The following is a 23,668-nucleotide window of genomic DNA, read 5'->3' as shown; positions in this document are numbered from 1 at the left end:
AATGATGTTGTGGCGAGGGAGATTGCTCCCGCTCGGGCGCGCAGCGGCCGTAAAACCTGTGCTTGCGACAGTCAGGGAGTACATATCCACTATCGAAGCCTTTCACTCGCCGCCACGGAGTGTGAGCCCCCACCGCGTCCCTTTGATTTTTCGCCATGTCAGGTATACGTTACATTCAATTAATTTTGTTGCGTATACAGAACATGGACTACCTTCTTATCACCGCGCGCCTCGGCGAGCAGGTTCGCCAGCGCCGCCTGCATCGTGGCCTGACCCAAGCCAGCCTGGCCGCCTTGGCCGGCGTGACCCGGCAGAAGGTCATCGCCATCGAGCGGGGCGACTTGTCGGTGGGCATGGCGGCCTATGCGCGGGTGCTGGGAGCCCTGGACTGTGAATTCACCCTGGTGCCTGCCGCGATGCCCACATTGGACGAGATCCAGGGAGTGTTCGACTGATGGCCACGGTGCTGCAGGTAGCCACCCCAGCCGGTGACAGCGGGAAAATCCACCGTGGCGCTGGCGATTATCTGTTTCGCTATCACGATGATGCTCGGGCACAGGCGGCAATCAGTCTGCTGATGCCTGTGCGGCTGGATGAATACCGTTATCGGGAGTTGCACCCGATCTTTCAGATGAACCTGCCCGAAGGCTATGTGCTGGAGCAACTGCGCAACCGCCTGGCCAAGGTGGTGAAGGTCGACCCGATGTTACTGCTGGCGCTGTCCGGCAGCAGCGCGCCGATCGGGCGGGTCGCGGTGAGCTCGCCCGAAGTCGATGGGCTGTTGCAGCGACAGCAGTTTCCCGGGGAAAAACTTGAAGAAATCCTCGCGTGGGATGGCGCCGAGGACATCTTTGCCGACCTGGTGGACCGCTACATCCTGCGTGCCGGGATATCCGGCGTGCAGCCCAAGGTCATGGTGCCGGAGCGGCATGACGCCGCGTCGCAGCGTTTTACCTCGAACACCTCAGAGTTGATCATCAAGAGCGGCCGGGACGAGTTTCCGGGATTGGCGATCAACGAGTTCCTGTGCATGTCGGTGGCCAGGGAGGCGGGGATGGCGGTGCCCGAGTTCTACCTCTCCGATAACGCCAAACTGTTTGTCATGCGCCGCTTCGACCGGGACGAGCAACTCGGTTGCCTGGGGTTTGAAGACATGGCGGCGTTGATGGGGCTGGGTGCGGAGCAGAAATACAGCAAGAGCTATTCGGCCATTGCCAAGGCCGTTCGCCTGTTCTGCCCGCCTGAGCAGGTGCCGGGTTCACTGGCGCAGTTGTTTGCCATGGTCAGCCTGAGCTGCATGGTGGGGAATGGCGATGCCCACCTGAAGAACTTCGGGCTGTTGTATTCCGATCCTGGCCAGCGCGATGCGCGGTTGGCGCCGGCCTACGACATCGTCAACACCACGGCCTACATCCCGCAGGACGTGCTGGCTCTGGATCTGCTGGGCAACAAGTCCCTGTTTGCCTCGCGGCAGGGGTTGCTGGAGTTCGCCAAGGTCTGTGACGTGGCTCGTCCGCAAGAGGTCATTCGCGGTCAGTTGGACGCACTGGAGCGGGTGTTGAGCCGATCGGCCGAATGGGGCGAACGGGCACCGCATGTCGTCGCGGCGATCCGGCACTGTGCCGAGCCGTTTATGAAAACCTTTGGCTAGTGCCTGTGTTGTCGGGCCGTGCGTTGCGGCGGCCTACCGGCCGCAACGTACCCTGTAGCCGCTGCCGAGCCTGCGAGGCTGCGAAAAGGACCGCAGGGCCTTGCTTGGCGATCTCGCGCCGGTCCTCTGACGCCTGGCGGATCGCCGCGAATCCTAAAGAGCTACGTGGTGCGGTCGAATCAGTCGCGCTGCGGCTCCAGCAAGTCGAACGACAGGACCTTGATTCGCCCATCGACGCTATAGACGAAGCCCACCCGCGCACCGGGATGCAGGTGCTCCGCCAGGCGGTAGCTCTCCCAGGCGTTGAGCATGCGTTGCCCATCGGCTGATGGCCTGCGTTCCCCCGAGCGCAGGGGCGTGCCCAGCAGGTCGTGAATGTCGGTGCGGGTCATGCTGCGTGAGAACGGGGCGGGCAGTTCGCCGCTGTAGAACGAGCGCCCCTGTTCAAGGGGCACCAGCTCGATCAATACCTTTTCCAGGGCCAGGCTGTCTTCCCGGAAGTCCAGCATCAGGCCGGGCTCGACGATCACGGTCAGCCATTCGAATTCGTCGTAGAGCTTGCCCGTCGGGCGCTCGATGCTTTCGCCTTGGGCGACCAGCTCTTCGTAGGTGAGGCCCATGCCCTGTACCAGGCGGCTGATCGTTGCGGCGTCCATGGGGGCTTCGTGTCCTTGATTGAGTGCGTGCTGATTGTCGCGAAGGGATTCTACGTGGCGCCGGGGTCGATGGAAGGGAATGGCAATACTTCGGCGATTGTTCCGCCAGGACCTCCTGCCTATAGTCCGGCCTGTCACCGACGCATCGGTGACCGATCTTAGCCGGTCGAAAACAAATAATGGACGCATCAACTGTCCATCAGACGTTGGGGCAGTTCCTGATTTTCATGATGGTCGCGTTCGGCTAAGGAGTGTTATCCAAGTCCGAGTTCACCCCGCTACAAAGCAATCTCACCCACACCCCGGTGCTCTACCTCAACCCTGCCGCCCCTCCGGCCGATCTCTATGGCTGCGCTGTGCAGCGGATCAAGGCCACTCGCGATCTGATGCACAGTCTCAACTGCCTGAGCATCAAGGGTGTTGCCGATCAAGACCTGAGCCATTTGGCCAATGCCGCCCATCTGCTGCTGCAGGACGGCTGCGATGTGCTGGATGCATTGCAGTGGCGGATCGAGGGCTGATCCGTACCTTGACGCTTGTCCGCCTGCGAGCCCTCGCAGGCGGCATCGATTGACGGTCGTGCTCAGGTCGCTGGCGCGACAGTGCCGATAGTGACCCTGGCCTGATAACTGGCTGGGCTGAAAATTCGCGTCAACAGCAGCATCGCCAGGACACCCACGATCAGCACCCACCAGGCGCTGGCAAAGCTACCGGTGACTTGCCGCAGCCAGCCGCTCAGCCACGGCGAGACGGCGTTGAGCAGAAAACCCACGCCCTGGACAAAGGCCGCCAGTTGCCCGGCTTCCCGGGGATCACGGCGGTGATCCAGGGTCAGGATCAGGCTCAGGGCAAAGCAGGCTCCGAGGCCGAAGCCGATCAGCGCCACCCACAGGTGCGGGCTTTGCAAAGGCCACAACACCAGCCCGAGAAAACCTGCTGCCTGGGCCGCGAGGCTGATGCCCAGCAGTGGGCGGCGGTCGCTGCTGCGCTGGGCCAGGGCCGGCATCAGCAGGGCGGCGGTGACTTGGAAAATCGTCATGAAGGCCAGCAGCGAGCCGCTCTGGGTAGCACTCCAACCCAGTTGCAGGTAGTAGGCCGGCAGCCAGGCCACCATGCTCATGTAGCCGCAGTTCACCAAGCCGAAATACAACGCCAGCAACCAGGCGCGGCGGTTGTTCCAGAGTCCGGCCCCGGAGGGCTGGGCGCCGTTGCGGCGGCCGGCGCCCAGGGGCAGGCACAGCCACAGCAGCAGGGCGGCCATGGCCGGCAGCACCCAGACGCCAAGCCCCACCTGCCAATTGGCGAAGTGGCTGGCCAGCTGCGGGCTGAGCAGGGCGGCGATGCCACCACCGCCCATCAGCGAGGCCGAGTAGACGCCCATGGCCAGGGCCACCCGCTGTTGGAACTGGCGCTTGATCAGCGCCGGCACCAGGGCCTGGATCAAGGCCACGCCGGCGCCGCCGAGCAGGGCGGTGGCGAGCAAGGCCGCGGCCTGGCCGAAGAACAGCCGCACCAGGCAAGCCAGCAACACCAGCAGCAAACCCAGGGACACACCGCGGCGTTCGCCGAGTCGGGCTTCGATGCGTACACCGAGCAAGGCCACCAGGCCCATGCAGATCACCGGCAGGCTGGTGAGCCAGGCGCTGCTCTGGAAGCTCATGCCGGTGGCGCCGCGAATCTCGTTGAGCAGCGGGCTGACTGAGCTGAGGATCGGTCGCAAGTTCAGGCCCAGGCACACCAGCAGCGCCCAGCCGGCCCAGTGCCGGAAGGTGGATTCAGTTCGCGGCATGGTGCGCCTGCCAATCCTGGTACAGGGCGATCATCGCCGCCTGGGGCAGGTGCAGCAGCGGCAGGCGCTGGGCTTCCAGGGGCTTGCCCAGTTGCTGGTAAATGGCCGCGGTGGACAGGCCGAACGGCTCTGCCTGTTCATTGCTGGCGGCGAACACCGCGCGGGACACGCCGCACAGGTACATGGCGGCCAGGCACATGGGGCAGGGTTGGCCGCTGGCGTAGATCACGCAGTCGTCCAGGCGCGGGCCCAGTTGCCGGCTGGCGGCGCGGATGGCGAGCATTTCGGCGTGGGCGGTGGGGTCCTGGCTGAGGTGGATTTCATTCACCGCCTCGGCCAGCACCCGGCCGTTGCGCACCAGCAGTGCGCCGAACGGGCGGCCGCCCTGCTGGACATTGTGCCGGGCCAGTTCAACGGCCCGTTGCAGGTAGTGTTGATCGTCGTGCATGCAAGGTTCCTAAAAAGGGGGGCTTCAGGTGGCGCCGGCCTCGCGCAGCAGCTTGGCGATGGCCCGCTGGCCACGGCGTTCGGCCTGTTGCAAAGGGCTGAGGCCGGCGCGGTCCGGCAGGTTCAGGTCGGCGCCGGCGGCAATCAGCTGGGCGACGATCTGCTGGTGCGCCGGACCGCCGTCGGACAGCACGATGGCTTCCATCAGGCAGGTCCAGCCCAGGTGGTTGACGTGGTCCAGCTCGACGCCGGCTGCGATCAGCAGGCGCACGGTTTCCACATGGCCGCGTTCGCAGGCCGGGATCAGCGCGGTGCCGCCGTAGCGGTTGGTGCTCTTGAGGTCGGCGCCGTGGGCCAGGGTCAGCTTGAGGATTTCGTTGTGGCCGCTGGCGCCGGCCAGCAGGTAGGGGCTGTCCTGGATCAGGTTCTTGCGGTTGACGTCGGCCCCGGCTTCGATCAGCGCCCGGGCGATGTCGATGCGGTTGTCGCGGGTGGCCAGCAGCAGCGGACTGCTGCCGTCCAGGCCCCGGGCGTCGGGTGCCGCGCCCTGTTCAAGCAACCGTTGCACCTGTTGCAGCTGACCCTGGCGCACCGCCTCCAGCAACGAGCTATCGCTGGCCATGACCAGCCCCGCCGTGAGCAGACCGGTGGCGATCAGGCCGCATTTCAGAAAGCGCTTGAGTTGCATCAGAACCTCCCGTTCCTGCCAATGAAAGGCGAGTATGGTGATGGCCCTGGGTATTCTGAAATTAAATATAACCATGCCAATCAGTGGCATTGAGGATGGTAGATCGCGATGCTGGATCCCGTGTTGCTTCGCAGTTTTGTCGCGGTGGCCGACAGCCAGAACTTCACCCGCGCCGCCGAGCGCCTGCACCTGACCCAGTCCACGGTGAGCCAGCAGGTGCGGCGCCTGGAAGAGAGCCTGGGCTGCCAGTTGCTCGACCGCGACCAGCGCCGGGTGGTGGCCACGGTGGAGGGCGAGCGCCTGCTGGCTTATGCCCGGCGCATCCTGGCGCTGCATGAAGAGGCCTGTGATGTGCTGGTCAACCAGCGCGGCGAAGAGGTGCTGCGCCTGGGCGTGCCGGAAGACTTTGCCGCCGAGCGCCTGATGCCCTTGCTCTCGCGCTTTGGCCTGGACTATCCGGCGGTGCGCCTGGAGGTCACCAGCGGTCTGGGACCTGAGCTGCTGCGCCAGTTCCGCCGTGGCGAGTTCGATCTGTTGCTGGTCAAGCAGATGGGCCACAGCGACGACTGCCTGGAGTCCTGGCCCGAGCCTTTGTGCTGGGTCGACAGCCTGCGCCAGCCAGCCTTGGGCCGCGATCCGCTGCCGCTGGTGGCGTTTCCGGTGGGCGGGTTGTATCGCCAGGAAATGCTTCACCACCTGGAGGTCGGCGGCTGGCCGTGGCGCATCGCCTACTCCAGCGCCAGCCTGGCCAGTGTCTGCTCGGCGGTGGCGGCGGGGCTGGGCATCAGCCTGTTGCCGGTGCGGGTGCTGGGCAAGGGCCACCGGATACTCGACGCCGCCAGCGGCCTGCCGGATATCCAGGGCGTGCGCCTGGCGCTGTATGCCGGCAATGGCTTGAGTCGCGCCGGCAAGGCGTTGCAAGAGCAGTTGAGAGCCGTGGCCAGCGTCAAGCCGCCAGTGGCCAGGCCATGACTGTCTGTCGCTTGCCCAGGTTCGTTATGCACAGGGCGGCCCATGGCGATCATCCGGGAGCTGAGGGGCAGAGCGCGTTGGGCGAGCCGCCCCGGATTGGATAACGGACAGTCGCTGGACGCTCGTCGCCTGATGCCGGTGGCGCAGTGATCCAGCGGCCTTGTGCCGCCGGTTTATCAGGTTGCGCAAGTGGCCCAAGGGCTGGTCTGCGTGGTCGCTGCCGCCTGGCGAGTGGGCTCCTTCCCTCGCCAGGCGTCTGGTTTCGATGCTCTGCGGGAATATTTTCAATGCCCGCAAGGCATGCTGTTTGTCCCTCTTGGCTGCAGCCCTTGAATCACGGGGCCTGGGGCATTCCTGTGAAATCATATATTCGATTTCGGTCTATGTATAACTTGAAAGATTACTTTAAGAGATAAGCATGGGGCACTGATCATTGAGTCCCCGGCAGCGTTGCGTGGGGGGTGTTCAAACGCCGCTGCCGGGTTATTCAAAAGATCGTAGGGAGTGAATCCATGGGCAATGTCCAGACCGCCGCCAGTGCACACGAGGTGCTGTGGCGCCAGGCACCGAGCGGCGAGTTGGTCGACCTCGGCCGGCCTCACCGCTCGCCGCTGGGCCAATTGCGTCTGCAACGCACGCCCAAGGGGGTATTGCGCCGTCGTGAGGCGATTCTCCTGGGCGTCGCGGCTCTGGTATTGCACGGTGCAGTGATCTACTGGCTGAGCCAGAAACCGACCCCGGTGCTGCCCATCGTGCCGCCGGAAATCCCGCCCATGACCATCGAGTTCTCGCACCCGGCGCCGCCCGTGGTCGAGCCGCCTCCGCCTGTGCCGGTACAGCCGGTGGTGGAGCCGCCGCCTCCGGTGGAGGACGAGCTGGCGGTCAAGCCGCCACCGCCCAAGCCGGTGCCCAAACCTAAGCCCAAGCCGGTGCCCAAGCCCGAGCCGAAACCCGCGCCCAAGCCGGTGCAGCAGACCCCGGCGCCGCCGCAACCTGCGGCGCTGGTAGCCGCCCCGGCAGCGCCCGCGCCACCGGCCCCGGCCCCCGTGACCCCGGCTTCGGCCAGCGCCGCGTACCTGAAGAACCCGGCGCCGGAATACCCGTCCCTGGCCCAGCGCCGGGGTTGGGAAGGCACGGTGCTGCTGCGGGTGCATGTATTGGCCAGCGGCAAGCCCGGAGAGATCCAGATCCAGAAGAGCAGCGGTCGCCAGCAGCTCGACGATGCGGCCCTGGCTGCGGTCAAGCGCTGGAGTTTCGTTCCGGCCAAGCAGGGCGACGTGGCCCAGGACGGCTGGGTCAGCGTACCCATCGACTTCAAGATTCATTGAGCCGCAAGGCCGATCAAATAACGCGCGCTAAACGCTTACACAGAGGGAACACATCATGACGTTACTGGCATCTCCACTGGAATCCATCGAAAGCGCGGTGATCTGGCTGTTGGTGGTCTTCTCCGTCGCCACCTGGGGCCTGGCCCTGGTCAAGGGCGTGCAGTTCGCCCGCCTCAAGTCCCAGGATCGCAAGTTTCACAATCAGTTCTGGGCCGCCTCCAGCCTCGATTCCGCCGCCCCCCTGAGTGAAACCCAGCCCGGCGCGGCGGCCCGGGTGGCCCAGGCCGGCTATGCGGCGATCCAGGTCGGTGATGCGCCCCATGCGGCGGACCTGAGCCAGGCGATCAACCACCAGGACCGTCTCGAACGCGCCCTGCGCCAGCAGATCGTGCGTGAGCGCCGCTCCCTGGAAACCGGCCTGGCGGTGGTCGCCAGTATCGGCAGCACCTCGCCCTTTATCGGTCTGTTCGGCACCGTGTGGGGGATCATGGAAGCCCTTAAAGGCATCAGCGCGGCGGGCTCTGCCAGCCTGGAAACCGTGGCCGGGCCGATCGGCGCGGCGCTGGTGGCCACCGGTGTGGGGATCGCCGTCGCGGTGCCGGCGGTGCTGGTCTACAACTACTTCCTGCGGCGCCTGAAGCTCACGGCTGCGGACCTGGACGACTTTGCCCACGACTTCTACAGCCTGGCGCAGAAGAACTCGTTCCGTGTGCTGATCCACCCGAGCGTGCACAAGGCTGCGGCCCAGGGCAGCCAGCAGAAAGTCAAGGAGGCGTCCTGACATGGCCTTCTCCACTCAAGACAGCGATGAGGTGCTGAGCGAGATCAACGTCACCCCGCTGGTGGACGTGATGCTGGTGCTGCTGGTGGTGTTCATCGTCACCGCGCCGCTGCTGACCAACGCCATCCCGATCAACCTGCCCAAGACCGAGGCCGTGGCCCCGGTGGAGCAGAAGGACCCGCTGGTGGTGAGCATCGACGGCGCCGGCAAACTCTTTATCAACAAGGACGAGATCCAGCCCGACCTGCTGGAAACCAACTTGCAGGCGGCCAAGGCCAAGGACCCGCAAGTGCGGGTGCAGCTGCAGGCCGACGATGGCGTCAATTACGGAGAAGTGGCCCGGGCCATGGCCTCCATCGAGCGGGCGGGCATCACCAAGCTTTCAGTGATTACCGCGCGCTGACACCGAGCAACAAAGCCACGACTTTTCAGGCCGTCTCCTTGGCAGGGTGCGGCCTTTTTTTTGCCTGGCAAAAATGCCCCCCGCAAAGCCCTCCACCGAAATCGCCCTCCCGTTACCCCCTTCGCCGGCAAGAACACCCGCGCAATCGTGCCAACTGTAGGAGCTGGCTTGCCAGCGAAGGCGTCCTCAAGGTTGCGCAAGAGCTGATGGCCCTTTCGCCGGCAAGCCGGCTCCTACGGAGAGCGGGGATGTTTGATATTCATTTAAGGTATTAATAAATAGCTTCTTATTCCTTAACGAATATAAATCCCCTCCCTATACTCGTTCGGGAACAGACACGCAGCAGGAGAGTTCCCCATGCGCAACGAATCCATTCGCTACTTGATTGTGCCGGGCTGGCAAGGATCGCCAGAAGATCATTGGCAAACCCATTGGCAGAACAGCCTGCCCAACAGTGCGCGGGTGGAGCAGGCCGATTGGCTGACGCCGCGTCGCGAAGACTGGGTAGCGGCCCTGGCCGAAGCCATCGCCGCCGACGACACCCCGGTGATCCTGATTGCCCACAGCCTGGGCTGCATCACCGTGGCCCACTGGGCCGCTCGCGCGCCCTTGGCGGCCCTGCGCCAGGTGCGCGGCGCGCTGCTGGTGGCGCCGGCGGACGTCGAGCGTCCGGCCTGCGCCCCGGCGCTGCGCAATTTCGCGCCGATTCCCCGGGACCTGCTGCCGTTCCCCAGCCAGGTGGTCAGCTCGGACAACGACAGCGCCGTGAGTGCCCCGCGAGCCCTGGAACTGGCCCGTGACTGGGGCGCCGAAGCCGGGATCCTGGCCGGCGCCGGGCATATCAACGTCAAGTCCGGCCACCAGCGCTGGGAGCAGGGCTTTGCCTATCTCTACCGCCTGCAGAACCGCATGGAGCAGCACGCGCTGCGTCGTGCCTGATCGTCCTTTTCCTGTTTAAGCGCCCCCGTCCCCAGGCGGCCTGGGGCGGGAGTCTGCCATGAGTTCTCACACCCCTTTCGGCCAGCCGTTGCTGACCTTTCCCGATGCGGAAAAAAGCCCCCTGAGCATCCGCGCCAAGGCGCTGGTGTTCGTCGACCCGCGTTCGCGGCAACTGCGTGAAGAGCTGGAGCAACTGGCGCCGCGTGCGGTGTCGGTGCTGATCCGCGGGGAAACCGGCACCGGCAAGGAACTGCTGGCCCGGCACATCCACCGCGCCAGCGACCGCAGCGGCCTGTTCGTCTCGGTCAACTGCGGCGCCATCAGCCCGACCTACGCCGACGCCGAACTGTTCGGCTATGCCGCCGGCAGTTTCAGCGGCTCGGCCAGCAGCCGCGCCGGCTGGTTCGGCTCGGCCAATGGCGGAACCCTGTACCTGGACGAGATCGGCGACCTGCCGCTGCCGATCCAGACCAAGTTGCTGGCGGCCCTGGAAAACCACGAAGTGACCCGGGTCGGTGCCCAACAGCCGAGCCCGGTGGACGTGCGCCTGGTGGCGGCCACCAGCATCGACCTGGCCCAGGCGGTGGCGGCGGGCAAATTCCATGAGCGCCTGTATCGCTACCTCAGCGAGGGCCAGTTGGAACTGCCGGCGCTGCGCGAGCGGGTGGGGGACATCGAGTCCCTGGCCGAGTACTTCCTGGGCATTTACAGCCAGCGCCTGGACCTGCCGGTGCCGCTGATCAGTGAAGCTGCGCAGCAGGCCCTGGAGCGCCACAGCTGGCCGGGCAATACCCGGGAGCTGGAGAACGTCATTCACTTTGCGCTGCTGGTCAGCAGCGGCGAGGAAATTCTTCCCGAGCACCTCAACCTGCCGCCGACGCCTTCGCCGCTGGAGCAGGTCGAGCAACTGCTGCGGCAGATCGCCGAGAGCGGTTCAGACGCGGACCGCCAGGCCCTCAAGCGCCTGCTGGCGGTGTAGCCGCTGCCGCAGGCTGCGACCGGCTGCGCAGCAGACGCAAAACCGTTCACCAGGATCCTGCTGGATAGCCACGGTACCCCTGGCGCCGACTGCGTCGTCGTTCGCAGCCTGCGGCAGCGGCTACAGGGCGCGGTGGTGGGGCGGGATGTATGAACAAAATGGAATATGAACGTGAATAAAAGATATTGTTCGGGAATAAAAAATCTCGGTATTGTCCGCTTCACGCCAGCAGTGGCACATCACTGGCACCCCGATACGCACCTCATTTGACGCCGTCGTCGATCCCGACACCTAAGGACATCGCATGAAAAAAGTTCTGTTGTTCACCGCACTGGCGGCAGCCCTGAGCGCCGGTATTGCCCAGGCCGCCGAGAAGCTGGTGGTCGCCGCGACTCCGGTGCCCCACGCCGAGATTCTCGAGCTGATCAAGCCGACCCTGGCCAAGGAAGGCGTGGACCTGGAAATCAAGGTCTTCACCGACTACGTGCAACCCAACGTGCAGGTCGATCAGAAGCGCCTGGACGCCAACTACTTCCAGACCCTGCCGTACCTGAAGAACTTCAACGAAGGCAAGGGCACGCACCTGGAAACCGTGATTGGTGTGCACGTCGAACCCTTCGGCGGCTACTCGAAGAAGGTCAAGTCCCTGGCCGAGCTGAAAGATGGTGCCACCATCGCCATCCCCAACGAAGGCAGCAACAGTGGCCGGGCCCTGATCCTGCTGCAGAAGGCCGGGCTGATCGAGCTCAAGGATCCGAAGAACGCCGTGTCCACGCCCAAGGACATCGCCAAGAACCCGCACAACTTCAAGTTCAAGGAACTGGAGTCGGCCATGCTGCCGCGGGTCCTGGATCAGGTTGACCTGGACATGATCAACACCAACTACGCCCTGGAAGCCGGCCTGAACCCGGCCAAGGATGCGCTGGTGATCGAAGGCGCCGATTCGCCCTACGTGAACTACCTGGTGGCGCGTCCGGACAACAAGGACAGCGCGGCGATCCAGAAGCTGGCCAAGGCCCTGACCAGCCCCGAGGTGAAAGCCTTCATCGAGAAGAAGTACAACGGCGCGGTATTGCCGGCGTTCTGATGAACTAGGCTACTGATGCGATAAACCCCTTCAAGGTTTGAACGCCGACGGCTGGCACAGCGTCGGCGTTTTTTATTGCGCCGGCAAAAGCCGCAGGCGCCGGCCGGGCGGCGTTGTGCTTGCCGGCGAGGAGGCCCTCAGGCCGGGTGCAAAGCTGATGGACGCCTTCGCTGGCAAGCCGAGGCCTGCACCCGCCGGCTCCTGCAGTGGAGCGCTATTGCCAGTGGCTTGGAGGGCTCGGCGCAAGGCCGTCAGCCATTTCACCAGCTCATGGGGATCCAGCGGTTGCGGGGTCTTCGCGTTGGCCATGGTGATTGTCCTTGTCAGGCTCAAGGGCAGAAAAGGTAGTAGCTCGGCGCCAGCCCGGCAAATCCGCGGGTTAGGTTTTTGGGTGATATCAATATGCCGTAACGGTATTTAAATTCTGCTTTTTATAGCTATAAAGTCGCGGCAGCCGGGCGGTTACCCACTGCCCCACGGACTGCACCACCGCCGCTGTACCCCAGCGGCGTCCAGGATGATTCATGACCCTCGATTACGCGTTTATCCTCAGCACCCTGCCGGCCTTTCTCAAAGCCGTGGGGGTGACCCTGCAGGTCGGCCTGATCGCCATCGGCACGTCTTTGCTGGTGGCCCTGATCAACGCCACTGTCCTGGTGTTTCGCACCCCTTACCTGCACCGGCTGATCGGCCTGTACGTGGAACTGGCGCGCAACACACCGCTGCTGATCCAGCTGTTCTTCGTCTACTTCGCCTTGCCGGCCCTGGGGATCAAGGTCTCCGGCTTTACCGCGGCGATCATCACCATGACCTTCCTTGGCGGCGCCTACCTCACCGAAGTACTGCGCGCCGGGGTCGAAGCCGTGCCCCAGGCGCAGCTGGAATCGGGGCGCAGCATCGGCCTGTCGCAATGGCAACTGCTGCGCTACGTGATCCTGCCCCAGGCCTGGATCCTCAGCCTGCCGTCGCTGTTCGCCAATTTCATTTTCCTGCTCAAGGAAACCACCGTGGTCTCGGCGGTGGCGGTGCCGGAGATTCTCTACACCACCAAGAGCTACATCGCCCTGTACTACAAGACCTACGAAATGCTCGCGGTGCTGACCCTGATCTGCGTGCTGCTGTTTCTGCCGCTGTCGCTGTTGCTCAGCCGTCTGGAAAGGAGGTTGCAACATGGCCAGTTCGGGTCTTGAGCTGTTGCTGGTGTCCCTGCCGCAACTGGCCCGGGGCGCAGCACAGACTTTGTCGATTTCGCTGTTGAGCATTGCCTTCAGCACCCTGGGCGGGGTGCTCTACGGCGTGCTGCGCAGCCTGCAGCGCAAGGTGCTGGACGTGCCGCTGCGGATCTACCTGGAGCTGTTCCGGGCGATTCCGGTGCTGGTCTGGCTGTACCTGCTGTTCTTCGGCTTTCCGATCTTCTTCGGCCTCAGCATTCCCAGCTTCACCTGTGCGGTGCTGGTGCTGTCGCTGTGGGGCGCCAGCGAGGTTGGCGAGGTGGTGCGCGGCGCCCTGCAATCCCTGCCCCGGGGCCAGCGTGAAGCGGGCCTGTCCATCGGCCTCTCCGGTGCCCAGCTATACGGCTACGTCTTGCTGCCCCAGGCGCTGAAGCGCATGACGCCGCCAACCATCAACGTCTACACGCGGATCATCAAGACCAGCTCCCTGGCGGTGCTGATCGGCGTGGTGGACGTGATCAAGGTCGGCCAGCAGATCATCGAACGCACCTACGAGTCGGTGCTGATCTACGGCGTCCTGTTCCTGTTTTTCTTCTTTATCTGCTACCCGCTGTCGGCCGCCTCCCGCGTGCTGGAGCGGCGCTGGACGCAAGCATGAGCGCATTGATCGAGTTCCAGGGTTTCAACAAGTTCTTCGGCCCGCAGCAGGTGCTCAAGGAGGTCGACCTGCGCGTGGCGGCGGGGGAGGTGATCGTCATCCTCGGTCCCAGCGGCTGCGGCAAGAGCACCCTGCTGCGCTGCCTCAACGGCCTGGAAACGGCCCACAGCGGGCACCTGCGTTTCGCCGGGCGCGAGCTGCTGAGCCCCGCTACCGACTGGCGCCAGGTGCGCCAGGAGATCGGCATGGTGTTCCAGAGCTATCACCTGTTCCCCCACATGAACGTGCTGGACAACATCCTCCTGGGGCCGCTCAAGGTGCAAAAGCGCGAGCCCCGGGAGGCCCGGGCCCAGGCCGAAGCGTTGCTGGAGCGGGTGGGCCTGCTGGACAAGCGCGAGGCCTATCCCCGGCAGCTGTCCGGCGGCCAGCAGCAACGCATCGCCATCGTCCGCTCGCTGTGCATGAACCCCCAGGTGATGCTGTTCGACGAGGTCACCGCAGCGCTGGACCCGGAGATGGTCAAGGAAGTGCTGCAGGTGATCCAGGGCCTGGCCCGGGACGGCATGACCCTGTTGATCGTTACCCATGAAATGGCCTTCGCCCGGGCCGTGGCCGACCGCATCGTGTTCATGGACGGCGGGCGCATCGTGGAACAGAACACCCCCGAGGCTTTCTTCACGAACCCGCAGAGCGCACGCGCGCAGCAGTTCCTGGAGAAGTTCTCCTTCGTTGAAGCACTGCCCAAGAAAGCCCCCAAAAAGGAACTGGAGCTCTTATGAAAACTGCCAAGTCTTCGCTGTTGTTACTGCCGCTGTTCGGTCTGGCCCTGCTGGCCGGCTGCGATAAATCCAATGATGCGCCCAAGCCGGCGGCCGGTTACCTGGACAAGATCAAGGCTCGGGACAAGCTGATCGTCGGCGTGTTCACCGACAAGCCGCCGTTCGGTTTCGTCGATGAAACCGGGCGTTATGTGGGCTTCGATACCGACATCGGCCGCCAGTTCGCCAAGGACTTGTTGGGGGACGAGAACAAGGTGGAGTTCGTCGCCGTGGAACCGGCCAGCCGCATTCCCTTCCTGCAGAGCGACAAGGTCGACCTGATCCTGGCCAACATGACCGTGACCCCGGAGCGCAAGCAGGCGGTGGAGTTCACCAACCCCAACCTCAAGGTGGCGGTGCAGGCCCTGGTGCCTGAAGGCAGCGCGGTGAAGAGCCTGGATGACCTGGCAAGCCGCACCACCATCGTCACCACCGGCACCACCGCAGACATCTGGCTGACCCAGAACCACCCGGACTGGAAACTGCTCAAGTTCGAGAAGAACACCGAGTCCCTGCAAGCCCTGGCCAATGGCCGTGGCGACGCCTATGCCCAGGACAACCTGATTCTGTTCAGCTGGTCCAAGCAGAACCCGGGCTACCGCGTATTGCCCCAGACCCTGGGCGAGCAGGCGCCGATTGCCCCGGCGGTGAAGAAGGGCAACCTCGAACTGCGGGACTGGGTGAATGCCGAACTGGCCAAGCTGGGCGAAGAGAAATACCTGCTCAAGCTGTATGACCAGTACGTGCGCAAGGAACTGAGCGACGACACCCCGCCTGAGAGCGTGATCGTCGAAGGCGGCAAATGGCAGGGTTGACCCCTCCTTCCTCCGTGTAGGAGCTGGCTTGCCAGCGAAGGCGTCCTTGAGGGCGATGCAGGGCTTGAGGGCCTCTTCGCCAGCAAGCTGGCTCCTACAGAGGGTGTATTGCGCATGAGCCTTGTAGGAGCTGGCTTGCCAGCGAAGGCGTCCGTGAGGGCGGTGCGGGGCTTGAGGGCCTCTTCGCCAGCAAGCTGGCTCCTACAGAGGGTGTATTGCGCATGAGCCTTGTAGGAGCTGGCTTGCCAGCGAAGGCGTCCGTGAGGGCGGTGCGGGGCTTGAGGGCCTCTTCGCCAGCACGCTGGCTCCTACGGGGGGCGTATTGCGTTTGAGCCTTGTAGGAGCTGGCTTGCCAGCGAAGGCGTCCGTGAGGGCGATGCAGGGCTTGTGGGCCTCTTCGCCAGCAAGCTGGCTTCTACGGGGGGCATGGCAATCGGGGCCGGCGGGGAGGGTTCAGTCGGGCCAGTACCAGGCCGGTTCGTCGAGCATGCGCTGGCCGACGATGCCGGTCTGGCCCAGCTCTTTTTCCAGCACGATGCAGTTGCATTCGGGGTCTTCCTGCAGGGCCGCGATCAGGCGCCGGGCGTGGGACACCACCCACACCTGGCACTGCTGCGAGGCGCGAATGATCAAGCGCGCCAACGCCGGCAGCAGGTCCGGGTGCAGGCTGGTTTCCGGTTCGTTGAGCACCATCAGGCTCGGCGGGCGCGGGGTCAGCAGGGCGGCGACCAGCAGCAGGTAGCGCAGGGTGCCGTCCGACAGTTCCGCCGCCGACAGCGGCCGCAACAGGCCTTCCTGGTGGAGCTGCACCCCGAACAACCCTCCGGGAACGGCATCGATCTGCAGCCGCGAATCCGGGAAGGCATCGGCGATGCTCTCGTGCAACGCCTGCTGATCGCCCACCTCGATAATGGTCTGCAACGCCGCGGCCAAGTCCCGGCCATCGTGATGCAGTACCGGGGTGCGGGTGCCCAGCTGGGGTCGGCGTGCGGGTGCCTGGCTGTCGGTACGCAAGTGGTCATAAAAACGCCAGCCACGAATCTGCTCGCGCAGATGCAGGACCTCGGGCGATGAGCTCAGGTTGCCCACCCGGTCGAACAGGCTGTCGCCGCTGCTCGTATGCTGCGCCAGCACCTCCCATTGACGCCCCGCGCGGGCTCGTACCATCGGTCCCTGGCGGTCCACCAGCGCGCTTGCCGGGCGATACAGGGGTCCGCCCCAGATACTCTCGCGCTTGATCCACGGGTCGAGAGTGAAGCGCGAGGCAATCGGCGAGCTGTGCCCGGGCAACATGAAATGACCGCTGGAGTCCGGTAACCCCAGGCTGATCGCGTAACCGAAGTCTTCACCGGCAAAGCCCAGTTGCAGGCGTCTGGCGGCCTTGCGCGGTCCACCCTGGATCGCGACCTCGCCCTGGCTCATGCGCCGGCTGATCTGTTCCGGCCCGGCCCAGAAGGTCGAGTCCAATCCGCCTTCCTTGGCCAGGGCGTTGACCACCCCGCCCTGGGCCGTCTCCGCCAGCAGGCGCAGGGCGCGATACAGGTTGGACTTGCCGCTGCCGTTGGCGCCGGTGATCAGGTTCAGCCTCCCCAAGGGCATCACCAGTTTGTTGATGGAGCGGTAATTGGCCACCGCCAGGGTCTTGAGCATGTCGAGTCTCCTGTTGCGTGGCGCGCAGTGTGCCTCATTTGTCGAAGGGCGGCTGGTTCGCCGCCGCCTCTGCGGCCACCAGGACCCTGTGTTTCAGGAGCCCCGTGCAAGGGTTGAACCCTGTTCTAAGCTCACAGTCGTAACGTCACGGGCGCTACGAACACGCACAAGGAGTCTGCATGACCGGTCTCAATTCGAAGTGGATGGTGGGGCTGGGGCTGCTGGCTCTGCTCGGTGGCTGCGGGGCGGAAAAACCGACCGAGAAGGAGCACCCGCGGGTGCGGATCCAGTCGGTGCAGAGCAGCGATTTTGCGCCTTCGGTGACCCTCACCGGCGATATTCAGGCCCGGGTGCAGACCGAGTTGTCGTTCCGTGTGGGCGGCAAGATCATCCAGCGCCTGGTGGATGTCGGCGACCGGGTGTCTGCCCGGCAGGTGCTGGCCCGGCTCGACCCCAAGGACCTGCAGACCCAGGTCGACTCCGCCGCCGCCTCGGTGTTCGCCGAGCAGGCCCGGGTCAAGCAGGCCGGTGCGGCCTTTGTCCGCCAGCAGAAACTCTTGCCCAAGGGCTACACCAGCCAGAGTGAATACGACTCGGCCCAGGCCGCCCTGCGCAGCAGCCAGAGCGCCTTGAGCGCGGCCCAGGCGCAATTGGCCAATGCCCGCGAACAGTTGGGCTACACCGAACTGGTGGCCGAGGCCCCGGGGGTGATCACCGCGCGCCAGGCCGAGGTCGGCCAGGTGGTGCAGGCCACCATGCCGATCTTCAGCCTGGCCCGGGACGGCGAGCGCGACGCGGTGTTCAACGTCTACGAGTCGCTGTTGATGGAGCCGCCGGGCCAGGAAACCATCCACATCAGCCTGCTGGACAACCCCAAGGTCACCACCACCGGCAAGGTCCGCGAAGTGACCCCGGTGGTTTCGGCCCAGAGCGGCACGGTGCAGGTCAAGGTGGTGCTCGACGCATTGCCGGCGGGCATGGACCTGGGGTCGGTGGTCAGTGCCACGGCCCGGGCCAACGGCAAGGCCAGCGTGGTGCTGCCCTGGTCGGCGTTGACCAAGAACCTCAGCGAACCGGCGGTGTGGCTGGTGGGCGAAGACGGCAAGACCGTGCTGCACAGCGTCAAGGTCGGGCGTTACCTGACCGGCAAGGTGATCATCAGTGATGGCCTCAAGGGCGGCGAAAAAGTGGTGGTGGCGGGCGGGCAGTTGTTGCATCCGGGGATGAAGGTGGAGATTGCCGCCAGCCACAATGATCAGGGAGCGCAACCATGAAGCGCCTGCTGCCACTGTTGTGCGCCGCCGCCCTGCTGCCGGGCTGCTCCAGGGAAGAACCGGCGCCGGAGCCGGTGCGTCCGGTGCTGTCGATCCGGGTGGTGTCGCAGTCCGAGGAAAGCCTGGGGCGCTTTGCCGGCAACATCCAGGCCCGTTATGAAACCAACCTGGGCTTCCGGGTGCCGGGGCGCATCGCCAACCGTGCTGTCGATGTCGGCGCCGAAGTCGGCCCCGGTGACCTGCTGGCGACCCTCGATCCCACCGATCAGCAGAACCAGCTGCGGGCCGCCCAGGGCGACCTGGCCAAGGTCGAGGCGCAGTGGATCAACGCCCAGGCCAATGCCCGACGCCAGCAGGAACTGTTCGATCGCGGCGTCGGCGCCCAGGCGCAACTGGATATCGCCCAGACCGACCTGAAGACCACCGGCGCCGCCCTGGATCAGGCCAAGGCCGCGCTGCGCCAGGCCCAGGATCAGCTCAACTACAGCCAGCTGCGCAGCGATCACGGCGGCGTGGTCACGGCCTGGAACGCCGAGGCCGGGCAGGTGGTGACGGCCGGCCAGCAGGTGGTGACCCTGGCCCGGCCGGAGATCAAGGAAGCGGTGATCGACCTGCCGGCGACCCTGGTGGACCAGCTGCCGGCGGACGTGGAATTCAAGGTCGCGGCGCAACTGGATCCGAGCCTCAGCACCACCGCCACGGTGCGCGAGATCGAGCCCCAGGCCCAGAGCGCGACCCGCACCCGTCGCGCGCGCCTGACCCTCAAGGACACCCCCGAGGCCTTCCGCCTGGGCACCGCCATCAGCGTGACCCTGAGCTCGGCCATCGAACCGCGTACCGAGCTGCCCCTGAGCGCCCTGCAAGAGGTGGCGGGCCAGACCCGGATCTGGGTCATCGATCCGCAGAGCCAGACCGTCGCCCCGCGTGAGGTCAGGGTGCTCAGCCGCGACAGCGATTCGGCGCTGATCGGCCAGGGCGTCAAGCCCGGCGAGCGGGTGGTCAGTGCCGGGGTCAACAGCCTCAAGCCGGGGCAGAAAGTCAAAATCGACGAGGATCGCGCGCAATGACCCCTGCCAGCAAAGGAAGCTTCAACCTCTCCGAATGGGCGATCAGGCATCAGTCCTTCGTCTGGTACCTGATGTTCGTCGCGTTGCTGATGGGGGTGTTTTCCTACCTGAACCTGGGGCGCGAGGAAGACCCGTCCTTCACCATCAAGACCATGGTCATCCAGACCCGCTGGCCCGGCGCGACCCAGGAAGAAACCCTGAAGCAGGTCACCGACCGCATCGAGAAAAAACTCGAAGAACTGGATTCGCTGGACTATGTGAAAAGCTACACCCGCCCCGGCGAGTCGACGGTGTTCGTCTACCTGCGCGACACCACCAGTGCCAAGGACATTCCCGAGATCTGGTACCAGGTGCGCAAGAAGATCAACGACATTCGCGGCGACTTTCCCCAGGGCTTGCAGGGCCCGGGCTTCAACGATGAATTCGGCGATGTGTTCGGCTCGATCTATGCCTTTACCGCCGACGGCCTGAGCATGCGCCAGCTGCGTGACTACGTGGAGCAGGTACGCGCCGAGATCCGCGAAGTGCCGAACCTGGGCAAGGTGGAGATGGTCGGCGAGCAGGACGAAGTCATCTACCTGAACTTTTCCACGCGCAAGCTGGCGGCCCTGGGCATCGACCAGCGCCAGGTCCTGCAAAGCCTGCAAGCGCAGAACGCGGTGACCCCGGCCGGGGTGATCGAGGCCGGGCCGGAGCGGATCTCGGTGCGCACTTCCGGGCAGTTCGCCTCGGAGAAGGACCTGGCCACGGTCAACCTGCGGCTCAATGACCGCTTCTATCGCCTGGCCGACATCGCCGACATCAGCCGCGGCTACGTCGATCCTTCCACGCCGCTGTTCCGCTTCAACGGCCAGCCGGCCATCGGCCTGGCGATTGCCATGAAGAAGGGCGGCAACATCCAGGACTTCGGCAAGGCCCTGCATGCGCGCATGGATGAGCTGACCGCCGACCTGCCGATCGGCATCGGCGTGCACAAGGTGTCCGACCAGGCCGAGGTGGTGCAGGAGGCGGTGGGCGGCTTCACCAGTGCCCTGTTCGAGGCGGTGATCATCGTCCTGGTGGTGAGCTTCATCAGCCTCGGGGTGCGCGCCGGGCTGGTGGTGGCCTGCTCGATCCCGCTGGTGCTGGCCATGGTCTTCGTGTTCATGGAATACAGCGGCATCACCATGCAGCGGATCTCCCTGGGGGCCTTGATCATCGCCCTGGGGCTGTTGGTGGACGACGCCATGATCACCGTGGAAATGATGGTCACGCGCCTGGAAAAAGGCGAGAGCAAGGAGCAGGCGGCGACCTTCGCCTACACCTCCACCGCCTTCCCGATGCTCACCGGGACCCTGGTCACCGTGGCCGGTTTCGTGCCCATCGGCCTCAACGCCAGCTCCGCTGGTGAGTACACCTTCACCCTGTTCGCGGTGATCGCCGTGGCCATGCTGGTGTCGTGGATCGTCGCGGTGCTGTTCGCCCCGGTGATCGGCCTGCATATCCTCAGCAGCAACGTCAAACCCCACTCCGAGGAGCCGGGCCGCGTCGGCCGGGCCTTCAATGGCGGCCTGCTGTGGGCCATGCGCAACCGCTGGTGGGCGATCGGCATCACCGTGCTGTTGTTCGCCGCCTCGGTGTTCGGCATGCGCTTCGTGCAGAACCAGTTCTTCCCGTCTTCCGACCGGCCGGAAATCCTGGTGGACCTCAACCTGCCGCAGAACGCCTCGATCAACGAGACCCGCCTGGCCGTGGACCGCCTGGAAGCGACCCTCAAGGACGACCCGGACATCGAGCGCTGGAGCACCTACATCGGTGAAGGCGCGATCCGTTTCTACCTGCCCCTGGACCAGCAACTGCAGAACCCCTACTACGCCCAGCTGGTGATCGTCAGCAAGGGCCTGGAGCAGCGCACGGCCCTGACCGAGCGTTTGCGCAAGCGCCTGCGCGAAGACTTCGTCGGCATCGGCAGTTACGTGCAGGCCCTGGAAATGGGCCCACCGGTGGGGCGGCCGATCCAGTACCGGGTCAGCGGCAAGGACATCGATCAGGTGCGCAAGCACGCCATCGACCTGGCCACCGAACTGGACCAGAACCCGCACATCGGCGAGATCATCTACGACTGGAACGAGCCCGGCAAAGTGCTGCGCATCGACATCGCCCAGGACAAGGCGCGCCAGCTTGGGCTGTCCTCGGAGGATGTGGCGCGGCTGATGAACAGCATCGTCAGCGGCTCCACCGTGACCCAGGTACATGACGACATCTACCTGATCAACGTGGTCGGCCGCGCCGACGACAATGAACGCGGCTCCCCGGAAACCCTGCAGAACCTGCAGATCGTCACCCCCAGCGGCACGTCGATTCCGTTGCTGGCTTTCGCCACCGTGGGCTACGAGCTGGAGCAGCCGCTGGTATGGCGTCGCGATCGCAAGCCGACCATCACCATCAAGGCCGCGGTGCGCGACGCGATCCAGCCCACCGACCTGGTCAAGCAGCTGAAACCGACGATCGACCGCTTCGCCGCCAGCCTGCCGGCGGGCTACTCGGTGGCCACCGGCGGCACCGTGGAGGAAAGCGGCAAGGCCCAGGGCCCGATCGCCAAGGTGGTGCCGCTGATGCTGTTCCTCATGGCGACCTTCCTGATGATCCAGCTGCACAGCGTGCAGAAGCTGTTCCTGGTGGCCAGCGTGGCGCCCCTGGGACTGATCGGCGTGGTCCTGGCCCTGGTGCCCACCGGCACGCCCATGGGCTTTGTGGCGATCCTTGGGATCCTCGCGCTGATCGGCATCATCATCCGCAACTCGGTGATCCTGGTGACCCAGATCGATGATTACGAGCGCGAGGGCTATCACCCTTGGGATGCGGTGCTGGAAGCCACCCACCACCGGCGCCGGCCGATCCTGCTGACCGCGGCGGCGGCCAGCCTGGGGATGATCCCGATTGCCCGGGAAGTGTTCTGGGGGCCGATGGCCTACGCCATGATCGGCGGCATCATCGTCGCCACCTTGCTGACCCTGCTGTTCCTCCCGGCGCTGTACGTGGCCTGGTACAAGATCAAGGAGCCGAGCCAAGACACCCCCCGCCCCACAGCCATGTAGGGGCTGGCTTGCCAGCGAAGAGGCCCGGGAGGCGGGCGCCTGATCCGGAACCGCCTTCGCCGGCAAGCCGGCTCCTACGAGGTTGGCGGTAGTGCGAATGGCGTCGGCAGCCCACGGCCATGTAGGAGCTGGCTTGCCAGCGAAGAGGCCCGGGAGGCGGGCGGCTGATCCGGAACCGCCTTCGCCGGCAAGCTGAACTGGCCTAATAATTTTGGACACCCCAATCGGGCGCTATGATGGCGCCCAAATCTGAGGTGTTTGGATATGCGTAATTCTTATTCGGGTGAATTCAAGCTCAAGGCAGCCAGCATGGTGTTGGACGAGGGACTATCGGTTCCCGAGGTTTGCGCCAGTTTGAGTGTTGGTCCTACGGCGCTGCGTCGCTGGGTTGAACAAGTTCGTCAAGAGCGCCAGGGATCAACTCCGGTCGGGGCCAAAGCGATTACCGCCGATCAGCGAGAAATCCAAAAACTCAAAGCCTTGCTCAGGCAAAAAGATCGGGATATCGAAATCCTAAAAAAGGCCAGTGCTCTCCTGCTGTTGGACGCCAAAGATCACTCTCGCTGATCGATGAGCTGGGTGAGCAATACGGCGTGAACAAGTGCTGCCGCGTGCTGGGAATTAGCCGCAGCAGCTTTTACGCATGGCGCGAGCGCCAAGGCCGAGCTCGGCCCGAACGAGAGAAACTCAAAGCCTTGCTGGTCAAGCACCATAAGGCTTCCAGGGCATCTGCCGGCTCGCGCACCCTGGCCAAGGTGCTGCAAGCCAATGGGCATAGTGTCGGACGGTACATGGCTCGCAGCCTGATGCGAGAAGCCGGTATCGCCAGTCGTCAGCGTCGACGCCACAAGTACAAGTCCTCCGGCGTGGAAGCGCTGGTGGCGCCCCACGTGCTCAAGCGTCAGTTTGAGGTTACGGCGATGAATCAGGTGTGGTGCGGCGACGTCACGTACATCAAGGTCGGCAAGCGCTGGCTGTATTTTGCCGCAGTTCTGGACTTGTTCGCCCGCAGGATCGTGGGCTGGTCGTTTTCGATGATCTCTGATGCCTCGCTGACCTGTGAAGCCTTGCGGATGGCCGTCGAGCTACGGGGGCGTCCCAAAGATGTGTTGTTTCACTCCGATCAAGGTTGCCAGTACACCAGCCATAAGTTCAGGAATGAGCTGCTGGAACATGGGCACCGGCAAAGTATGAGTCGTAAAGGTGAATGCTGGGACAACGCTCCGATGGAACGTTTCTTTGGCAGTTTGAAGTCGGAGTGGGTACCTGAAACAGGCTACAACTCGGAGCATGAGGCCCGAACGGATGTACAGCGCTACGTCATGCGCTACAACACCATCAGGCCTCACAGTTATAACGACTATTGGTCGCCGGTGGCGATGGAGAAACTGGCGGCGTAGAACCTTAATCGGTGTCC

Annotated in this window: 23 protein-coding genes; 18 read left to right on the top strand and 5 right to left on the bottom strand. The window is 64.6% G+C overall.

Features of this window, described 5'->3' with window-relative positions; all coding sequences use genetic code 11:
• The first annotated feature begins 203 nt into the window (after nt 1–203).
• Nucleotides 204–455, top strand: coding sequence for a helix-turn-helix transcriptional regulator (locus tag ACMGG8_RS02555; RefSeq protein ID WP_016963101.1), 252 nt, complete (start codon nt 204–206; stop codon nt 453–455).
• Complete coding sequence (locus tag ACMGG8_RS02550) at nt 455–1,651, top strand: type II toxin-antitoxin system HipA family toxin (RefSeq protein WP_414159116.1); 1,197 nt, start codon at nt 455–457, stop codon at nt 1,649–1,651. The genes ACMGG8_RS02555 and ACMGG8_RS02550 overlap by 1 nt, the downstream gene beginning before the upstream one ends.
• 179 nt (nt 1,652–1,830) lie before the next feature.
• Here the strand turns inward: ACMGG8_RS02550 and ACMGG8_RS02545 are convergent, their stop codons facing one another.
• Nucleotides 1,831–2,307 carry a DUF6392 family protein gene (locus tag ACMGG8_RS02545; protein ID WP_414159115.1) on the bottom strand — a complete coding sequence of 159 codons (477 nt, stop codon included), beginning with the start codon at nt 2,305–2,307 and terminating at the stop codon, nt 1,831–1,833.
• A gap of 251 nt (nt 2,308–2,558) precedes the next feature.
• Between ACMGG8_RS02545 and ACMGG8_RS02540 the strand changes: the two genes are divergently transcribed.
• Nucleotides 2,559–2,828, top strand: coding sequence for a hypothetical protein (locus ACMGG8_RS02540; RefSeq protein ID WP_414159114.1), 270 nt, complete (start codon nt 2,559–2,561; stop codon nt 2,826–2,828).
• A 62-nt stretch (nt 2,829–2,890) separates the two neighbouring features.
• Here the strand turns inward: ACMGG8_RS02540 and ACMGG8_RS02535 are convergent, their stop codons facing one another.
• Genes ACMGG8_RS02535 through ACMGG8_RS02525 form a run of 3 tightly spaced genes read right to left on the bottom strand, consistent with a single transcriptional unit; the run spans nt 2,891 to nt 5,231 of the window.
• On the bottom strand, nt 2,891–4,096 hold the full coding sequence (locus tag ACMGG8_RS02535) for a CynX/NimT family MFS transporter (RefSeq protein WP_414159113.1): 1,206 nt from the start codon (nt 4,094–4,096) through the stop codon (nt 2,891–2,893).
• Nucleotides 4,083–4,544: a nucleoside deaminase gene (locus tag ACMGG8_RS02530; protein WP_060836992.1), complete on the bottom strand. Its 462-nt coding sequence runs from the start codon at nt 4,542–4,544 to the stop codon at nt 4,083–4,085. Before ACMGG8_RS02530 ends, ACMGG8_RS02535 begins: the two co-directional genes overlap by 14 nt.
• A 24-nt stretch (nt 4,545–4,568) precedes the next feature.
• Nucleotides 4,569–5,231, bottom strand: coding sequence for an ankyrin repeat domain-containing protein (locus ACMGG8_RS02525; RefSeq protein WP_414159112.1), 663 nt, complete (start codon nt 5,229–5,231; stop codon nt 4,569–4,571).
• 108 nt (nt 5,232–5,339) lie between these two features.
• Here ACMGG8_RS02525 and ACMGG8_RS02520 point away from each other — a divergent pair, with 108 nt between their 5' ends.
• The 11 genes from ACMGG8_RS02520 to ACMGG8_RS02470 all read left to right on the top strand — a co-directional run bounded on the left by ACMGG8_RS02520 (nt 5,340) and on the right by ACMGG8_RS02470 (nt 15,183).
• Nucleotides 5,340–6,203 carry a LysR substrate-binding domain-containing protein gene (locus ACMGG8_RS02520; protein ID WP_060842154.1) on the top strand — a complete coding sequence of 288 codons (864 nt, stop codon included), beginning with the start codon at nt 5,340–5,342 and terminating at the stop codon, nt 6,201–6,203.
• 512 nt (nt 6,204–6,715) lie between these two features.
• A complete protein-coding gene (locus tag ACMGG8_RS02515) occupies nt 6,716–7,531 on the top strand; it encodes an energy transducer TonB (RefSeq protein ID WP_414159111.1) in 816 nt (271 codons plus the stop codon).
• A 55-nt stretch (nt 7,532–7,586) separates the two neighbouring features.
• Complete coding sequence (locus ACMGG8_RS02510) at nt 7,587–8,312, top strand: MotA/TolQ/ExbB proton channel family protein (protein WP_060836996.1); 726 nt, start codon at nt 7,587–7,589, stop codon at nt 8,310–8,312.
• A 1-nt stretch (nt 8,313) separates the two neighbouring features.
• Nucleotides 8,314–8,715, top strand: coding sequence for an ExbD/TolR family protein (locus tag ACMGG8_RS02505; RefSeq protein ID WP_011058607.1), 402 nt, complete (start codon nt 8,314–8,316; stop codon nt 8,713–8,715).
• Between the two features lie 357 nt (nt 8,716–9,072).
• Nucleotides 9,073–9,654 (top strand): alpha/beta hydrolase, encoded by a 582-nt coding sequence (locus tag ACMGG8_RS02500; protein ID WP_060836997.1) that lies wholly within the window; start codon nt 9,073–9,075, stop codon nt 9,652–9,654.
• Nucleotides 9,655–9,712: 58 nt separating this feature from the next.
• A complete protein-coding gene (locus ACMGG8_RS02495; protein ID WP_414159110.1) occupies nt 9,713–10,633 on the top strand; it encodes a sigma 54-interacting transcriptional regulator in 921 nt (306 codons plus the stop codon).
• A 304-nt stretch (nt 10,634–10,937) separates the two neighbouring features.
• Complete coding sequence (locus ACMGG8_RS02490; RefSeq protein ID WP_060836999.1) at nt 10,938–11,720, top strand: MetQ/NlpA family ABC transporter substrate-binding protein; 783 nt, start codon at nt 10,938–10,940, stop codon at nt 11,718–11,720.
• A 524-nt stretch (nt 11,721–12,244) separates the two neighbouring features.
• Nucleotides 12,245–12,910, top strand: coding sequence for an amino acid ABC transporter permease (locus tag ACMGG8_RS02485; RefSeq protein ID WP_414159109.1), 666 nt, complete (start codon nt 12,245–12,247; stop codon nt 12,908–12,910).
• On the top strand, nt 12,891–13,550 hold the full coding sequence (locus ACMGG8_RS02480) for an amino acid ABC transporter permease (RefSeq protein WP_011058612.1): 660 nt from the start codon (nt 12,891–12,893) through the stop codon (nt 13,548–13,550). Before ACMGG8_RS02485 ends, ACMGG8_RS02480 begins: the two co-directional genes overlap by 20 nt.
• The gene (locus ACMGG8_RS02475) at nt 13,547–14,329 is read left to right on the top strand and encodes an amino acid ABC transporter ATP-binding protein (protein WP_108545822.1); all 783 of its coding nucleotides are present in this window, start codon (nt 13,547–13,549) and stop codon (nt 14,327–14,329) included. The genes ACMGG8_RS02480 and ACMGG8_RS02475 overlap by 4 nt, the downstream gene beginning before the upstream one ends.
• Nucleotides 14,326–15,183 carry a transporter substrate-binding domain-containing protein gene (locus ACMGG8_RS02470; protein ID WP_414159108.1) on the top strand — a complete coding sequence of 286 codons (858 nt, stop codon included), beginning with the start codon at nt 14,326–14,328 and terminating at the stop codon, nt 15,181–15,183. The genes ACMGG8_RS02475 and ACMGG8_RS02470 overlap by 4 nt, the downstream gene beginning before the upstream one ends.
• 453 nt (nt 15,184–15,636) lie before the next feature.
• Here the strand turns inward: ACMGG8_RS02470 and ACMGG8_RS02465 are convergent, their stop codons facing one another.
• The gene (locus tag ACMGG8_RS02465) at nt 15,637–16,833 is read right to left on the bottom strand and encodes an AAA family ATPase (RefSeq protein WP_060837003.1); all 1,197 of its coding nucleotides are present in this window, start codon (nt 16,831–16,833) and stop codon (nt 15,637–15,639) included.
• Between the two features lie 179 nt (nt 16,834–17,012).
• Here ACMGG8_RS02465 and ACMGG8_RS02460 point away from each other — a divergent pair, with 179 nt between their 5' ends.
• From ACMGG8_RS02460 to ACMGG8_RS02445, 4 genes are all read left to right on the top strand, one after another.
• Nucleotides 17,013–18,107: an efflux RND transporter periplasmic adaptor subunit gene (locus tag ACMGG8_RS02460; RefSeq protein ID WP_414159107.1), complete on the top strand. Its 1,095-nt coding sequence runs from the start codon at nt 17,013–17,015 to the stop codon at nt 18,105–18,107.
• Nucleotides 18,104–19,174 (top strand): efflux RND transporter periplasmic adaptor subunit, encoded by a 1,071-nt coding sequence (locus ACMGG8_RS02455; RefSeq protein ID WP_060837005.1) that lies wholly within the window; start codon nt 18,104–18,106, stop codon nt 19,172–19,174. Before ACMGG8_RS02460 ends, ACMGG8_RS02455 begins: the two co-directional genes overlap by 4 nt.
• On the top strand, nt 19,171–22,251 hold the full coding sequence (locus ACMGG8_RS02450; protein WP_060837006.1) for an efflux RND transporter permease subunit: 3,081 nt from the start codon (nt 19,171–19,173) through the stop codon (nt 22,249–22,251). Before ACMGG8_RS02455 ends, ACMGG8_RS02450 begins: the two co-directional genes overlap by 4 nt.
• 264 nt (nt 22,252–22,515) lie before the next feature.
• Nucleotides 22,516–23,651, top strand: a protein-coding gene (locus ACMGG8_RS02445) for an IS3 family transposase (RefSeq protein ID WP_414158119.1) whose coding sequence is annotated in 2 segments (ribosomal slippage) — nt 22,516–22,789 and nt 22,789–23,651 — 1,137 coding nt in all. Because the reading frame shifts where the segments join, the coding sequence is not laid out codon by codon here.
• The last annotated feature ends 17 nt before the right edge of the window (nt 23,652–23,668 follow it).

The organism is Pseudomonas sp. BNK-45 (genome assembly GCF_047456255.1).
Lineage (GTDB): Bacteria > Pseudomonadota > Gammaproteobacteria > Pseudomonadales > Pseudomonadaceae > Aquipseudomonas.
The sequence above is the reverse complement of the archived record's forward strand: the minus strand, read 5'-3'. Positions and strand labels throughout refer to the sequence as shown.